The organism is Cetobacterium sp. (genome assembly GCF_048470075.1).
Lineage (GTDB): Bacteria > Fusobacteriota > Fusobacteriia > Fusobacteriales > Fusobacteriaceae > Cetobacterium_A.
Window position 1 is genome coordinate 1 of record NZ_DBGBQB010000070.1, and the last position, 4,631, is coordinate 4,631.

Below are 4,631 nucleotides of genomic sequence, written 5' to 3' on the forward strand. Positions count from 1 at the left end.
CTATAAATGAGCATATAAATCTAGGAACTGAAAAGTTATATTTAATTCTTGAAGAAAATAATATAAATTCAAAAAAAGCCTTTGATTTTATCTGTGATTATATGGAGAGTTATGTTGAATTTATAAGAAGAGATGTAGGAAGAAAAGTTATAAAGAGATTGATTTTAGAGGGAGAGCTAGAGGAGAAACTTTTAAAGTTAATTTTCGGAAAAAAAGATTTGAAAAATATAACATTGGCAGACTTAAAAGAAAAGCTAAAATTCTTACAGGAACACTCCTATAATGAGATATCTATAAAGTATAAGTGCAGTGTACCCATTGCGAAGTTAATGGTTATATCCATTAGTTTAATTATAAGTTTTTCAGACTATTTTGGAGTTAAGGAGTTAAAGTTTTTAGATTTTAATATTAAAGATATATGTGCTTTAGAGAAGTTTTATCCAGATATTAAATATAGTTTTGAAGAGACTCTATGGAAGATAACTCTGGATTCAGTTATAGATTTGGGAGAGAAATTTGACTTTGATAGAGAGCACTCAGAGTTTGTAAAAAAAATAGGAATAAAGCTTCTAGATAAGTTAAAGGGATTTCACTCTTTGGGATTAAAAGATTATAAATATTTTATAGTAGCTGCATATTTGCACGATATAGGAAAAGCTATAGATTTTGAAAACCATAGTAAACACTCTGCCTACATATTGGAGAATACCACTATTTTTGGACTCAATAAGGATATGGTTGAAAAGATAGGTTTTATAGTTAAAGCTCACACATCAAATACAAAACTGGAATCACTTTATAACTATGGATTTAAGGGTGAAGAGCTAATAAAGCTATTAAAAATTATAGCGATTATTAAAATTGCTACATCTTTGGATAGGGGAAAAAAACAGAGGCTATACAATGAAAAAATTCATCTCACTAAGGGTGATTTGGTGATAGAGATGGACACTGATGAGGATTTTTATATGGAGAAGAGCAGCTTTGAGAAGCAATCAAAATTATTTAAATATCTTTTTGATTTAGATATAGAGCTTAAAATAAATAGGAGGTTTGGAGAATGAGTGGCTATACTGGAAAAGACTTCTATAATAGAGAGATAAGTTGGATAGAGTTCAATAAAAGAGTGTTGTCAGAAGCAGAAGCTCCTGATAACCCTCTCTTAGAAAAATTAAAATTCTTGGCTATTGTAAGTTCAAATTTTGATGAATTTTTTAAGGTGAGGGTAGCTGGATTAAAAGCTCAAGAGGAATCTAATTTAGAGCTTAGAGATATCGCTGGAATGCTCCCAAAAGAGCAGTTGACCACAATAAAAAAAGAGGTTACAAAAGTTGTTGAAAAACAATATAAACTCCATAGTTCGATTATGGATAAGATAAAAGTAGAAGGAAAAATATTTATAAAAACCTATGAGGAGTTAGTGGGGAAAGAGTTAAGATTCATAGAGAACTATTACAGTGAGACACTGTTTCCAATATTGACACCCATGGCAATAGATACTTTTAGACCCTTTCCTCATTTGAATAGTGGAGCCATAAATTTGATTTTAAATGTGAAAGAAAAAGATGGGATATCCTTTGCAATAGTGGAAGTTCCAAGAGTTGTAAATAGATTGATTAAACTACCTGGAGGAAATAGTTTTATTCTTTTAGAAGAGGTGATAAAAAATAATTTAAACAGATTGTTTAATGGCTATGAAATCATAGATATAGGTTATTTTAGAATAACGAGAGATGAAGATTTGGGAATAGATGAAAATAGTGGTGCAGAAGATCTATTGGCTGAAATAGAAAAAGAGGTAAAGAATAGAAAATGGGGTAACCCTGTTAGAGTGGAATATATAAAAGGGGTTTCTAAGAAAAGTTTAGATTTTTTAAAGGAACAAATTGAGCTAGAGGAGGAAAATTTTTATCCGGTATTAGGTCCACTTGATTTAACTTTTTTATGGGGAGTTATAGATGTCAGCGGAGTGGATGGATTAAAATTTGAAAAAAATATACCAAAATACTATAAAGAACTCGCAGGAGAAAATATATTTAAAGTCTTAGCAAAAAGAAATATCCTATTGAGACATCCATTTGAAAGTTTTGATCATGTCGTAGATTTAGTTAAGGTATCGGCTCAAGATTCCAAAGTTTTGGCTATAAAGCAAACTCTATATAGAGTAAGTGGAGATTCACCAATAATAAAGTATCTAAAAAAAGCTGCAGAGAATGGTAAGCAAGTAACAGTGTTAGTGGAGTTAAAAGCTAGATTTGATGAGGAGAGAAATGTTAAATGGGCCAGAGAGTTGGAAGAAGCTGGCTGTCATGTGATATATGGATTAAGTGGATTAAAAACTCACGCAAAGTGTCTTTTAATAATTAGAAAAGAGGAGGATGGAATAAAAAGGTATGTTCATTTAGGAACAGGTAACTATAACGATTCAACAGCTAAGTTATATGTTGATTACTCGTTTTTTACAATGGATGAGGAGATGGGAATAGATGCAAGTTACCTATTTAATAAATTGACAGGATTTTCAAAAATAGATGATTGGAAAAAGTTGATTGTAGCACCGACACATTTAAGAGATACTCTATATAGATTTATAGATAGAGAGATGGAAAATATCTCTAAAGGTGGAATGGGGAAAATTGTAATTAAAGTGAATGGACTTACAGATCAAGGTATAATAGAGAAACTTTATGATGCTTCTAAAGTTGGAGTAGATATAACTTTAATTGTAAGAGGAGCTTGTTGCTTAAAGAGTGGAGTGGTAGGTTTAAGTGAAAATATTAAAGTTTATAGTTTGGTAGGAAGATTTTTAGAGCATGATAGAATCTATTATTTTGAAAATAATGGAGATGAGGAGCTATATCTTGGAAGTGCTGATTGTATGAGAAGAAATTTAGATGGTAGAGTAGAAACGATATTTCCTTTGGAAAATAAAGAGGACAGAAAAAAAGTTACTCAACTTATAAAGGATATCTTAAAAGATAATGTAAAATTGAGGATTCAAAATAAAGATGGAAGTTACTCCTTAATAAGTGATAAAATAAAAAAAACAACCCCTAGATTTAACTATCAAGAGTACTATAGAGAAAAATCCAATGAATAGAAGAGGAGGGTATAGCATGAGATTGATTAAAGTATCTAAAAAAAGTGATCTTTTTAAAAAAGCAATTGATATGTTTAAAGAGACAACTTATGGAAAAGATGTTGTTAACATAGCTTTTTCAGGAGGAAGAACTCCAAAAGAGTTTTTTTCCAAGTTATCAAAAGAGGATATAAATTGGGATAAAATAAATATCTTTTTAGTTGATGAAAGATTTGTACCATTGGACAGTGAGGGAAGTAATTATAATCTTCTGAAAAAAAATCTTTTAGATAAGATAGAGATTCCAGAAAAAAATATACATAAAATTGAGATATTAAAAACTCCATTAGATTCAAAAATAGATTATGAGAAAAGATTACTAAAATATTTTAAAGGGAATATAAAATTTGATGCTATCTATTTGGGAATAGGAGAGGATGGACATACAGGGTCTATATTCACTATGGATGATGTTGAAGTATTGGAGCCAACTCTTATAACGGAGAGTGCTAACCATCCATATAAAAGAATAACTTTAAGTATGGAAACCATAAATAAGGCTGATAAAAAAATAGTCATAGCGACAAGGGAAAAAGCAGGGGTATTGGAAAATCTGCCTAGATTTAAGTGTCCAGCATTTTTTATAGACGATCCAATTATACTGATGGAGTATGAAAAGGAGTAAATTTTTTGTTGGAGAAAAGATGTTAGAGAGAAGAGTATTGGAGTGAGATAAAATTAAAGATATAAAATTCTTGACTTTTATACTAAAGTTTTATATTATATTAATATATACAGAAAAAGTATAAATGGAGGTATGAAGAATGAGAATTATGTTATTTACAACACCAACTTGTCAATACTGCGGACCAGCAAAGGAGTTATTAGCAGATACAGAGGGTGTAGAGATTATAAATGCTATGGAAAATCAAGAGTTAGCAGGTATGTATGGAATAAGATCTGTACCATGTTTAATTGTTGAAAAGTGTAGCGGAACAAAGACATATATAGGATTGGATCAGATAGCTAAGTTCGTTGATGAAAATGGACATTCATCAGGCGGATGTGGATGTAGCTGTGGTCACTAATTGATAATAAAGCCATGTGAAATTAGATTTGCATGGCTTTTTTTATTTTTATTGGAAAGTGTAAAAAAAACATGTATAATATCTAATTAAATTTGTGAACAAAAGGAAGTGCAATTTAATTTTGTAAAATAAAATCAAGAGGTGAAATATATGAGAAAAAAAATATCTCTATTTTTACTTCTTTCCATTATTTCAATTTTTGGAAGTATTAGGGAGGAGGTTAAAGATAGAGCCCACCTATATACTTTTGTAAACTCTGAAATAAAAGAGAAACAAAACCAAAGAAAAGATAAACATATACTATTAAACACATCAAATAAAAACAGTAATCTGATCTCAACAGTAAATAGAGATAGAAAAGATGATGGAAATGATGACAATACAACAACCTATTTGATTAATTCTAATTTTTCTCCAATTTTTAATTTTAGTCTAAATAGGGATAAAATATTAAAGTTTTATAA

General features: G+C 29.7%; 5 protein-coding genes. All 5 read left to right on the plus strand.

All coding sequences use genetic code 11. The annotated features are described in order from the left end of the window. Window positions 1-1,064, plus strand: a 1,064-nt coding sequence (locus tag ACMOUI_RS02400; RefSeq protein WP_418964148.1) for an HD domain-containing protein, incomplete at its 5' end; no start/stop codon positions are given. Beyond that, entirely contained in the window at window positions 1,061-3,100 is a 2,040-nt protein-coding gene (gene ppk1, locus ACMOUI_RS02405; RefSeq protein WP_418964149.1) for a polyphosphate kinase 1, read from the plus strand. The genes ACMOUI_RS02400 and ppk1, both read left to right, overlap by 4 nt. Before the next feature lie 16 nt (window positions 3,101-3,116). Next, complete coding sequence (gene pgl / locus ACMOUI_RS02410) at window positions 3,117-3,764, plus strand: 6-phosphogluconolactonase (protein ID WP_418964150.1); 648 nt, start codon at window positions 3,117-3,119, stop codon at window positions 3,762-3,764. A 139-nt stretch (window positions 3,765-3,903) separates the two neighbouring features. After that, a complete protein-coding gene (locus tag ACMOUI_RS02415; RefSeq protein ID WP_240219006.1) occupies window positions 3,904-4,167 on the plus strand; it encodes a glutaredoxin domain-containing protein in 264 nt (87 codons plus the stop codon). 150 nt (window positions 4,168-4,317) lie between these two features. Further along, on the plus strand, window positions 4,318-4,631 hold a 314-nt coding region (locus ACMOUI_RS02420), incomplete at its 3' end, for a hypothetical protein (RefSeq protein ID WP_418964151.1).

Excerpts from the sequence above, each read along its gene's own strand:
- ppk1 (WP_418964149.1), top strand. The coding sequence starts at position 1,061 with ATGAGTGGCTATACTGGAAAAGACTTCTATAATAGAGAGATAAGTTGG.
- ACMOUI_RS02415 (WP_240219006.1), top strand. The coding sequence starts at position 3,904 with ATGAGAATTATGTTATTTACAACACCAACTTGTCAATACTGCGGACCA.
- pgl (WP_418964150.1), top strand. The coding sequence starts at position 3,117 with ATGAGATTGATTAAAGTATCTAAAAAAAGTGATCTTTTTAAAAAAGCA.